Source organism: Oleiphilus sp. HI0079, from assembly GCF_001635105.1.
Genome location: NZ_LWFT01000410.1, coordinates 1 through 781, shown reverse-complemented (window position 1 = coordinate 781; position 781 = coordinate 1). Strand labels below are relative to the sequence as shown.

2 protein-coding genes are annotated in these 781 nt (G+C 46.9%); both read left to right on the top strand.

Features of this window, described 5'->3' with window-relative positions:
• The coding region (locus A3750_RS05395) for a glutathione S-transferase C-terminal domain-containing protein (protein ID WP_068548070.1) at window positions 1–478 on the top strand (478 nt) is incomplete at its 5' end.
• Window positions 479–499: 21 nt separating this feature from the next.
• Window positions 500–781: ClpXP protease specificity-enhancing factor (locus A3750_RS05390; RefSeq protein ID WP_082873205.1), on the top strand; the 282-nt coding region annotated here is incomplete at its 3' end.

Below are 781 nucleotides of genomic sequence, written 5' to 3'. Positions count from 1 at the left end.
TCACAATCCATACAATGAGCTCCCGACGTTGGTTGATCGAGATCTTGTGTTGTACGAAGCGGATATCATGATGGAATATTTGGATGAGCGTTTTCCGCACCCGCCATTGCTTCCTGTATACCCTGTTGCTCGTGCACAGAGTCGTCTAATGATGTATCGAATCGCAAAAGACTGGTGTTCGTTGGTTGATGGTATTCTTGCGGATCCGAATGGCAGGCAGGCTGAAGGTTTGCGCAAAGAATTCAAAGAGAGTCTCTTGGCGACCGCGCCAATTTTCGCTGAAAAGCCGTTTTTCATGAGCGATGAGTTTACGATTGTAGATTGCTGTGTGGCGGCGATTCTATGGCGTCTACCTGTTCTTGGAATCGAATTGAATGAGGCGGCTGCTAAGCCAATTTTGCGTTACATGGATAGTATGTTCGCAAGGGAATCTTTCAAAGAGAGTTTGTCGGAAGTTGAAGCTGAAATGCGCCACTAGGCGACAATAGAGGAGGATGGTGTGACCCCAAGTAGGCCATACCTAGTTAGAGCATTAAACCAATGGATTATCGATAACGGTCTCACCCCTTATTTGGTGGTGGATGCCGGTGTTCAAGGTGTTCATGTGCCTGAGGACTACGTTACCAATGGTCAGATCATTCTCAATATTAGCCCTGGTGCCGTGAATAGCTTGAGCATCGAGGATCGTGCGATTGAGTTTCAAGCACGATGCGGCGGTGTTCCAATGCAAGTTTATGTTCCTATTATTGCTGTAATGGCGATCTATGCTAAAGAGAATGGG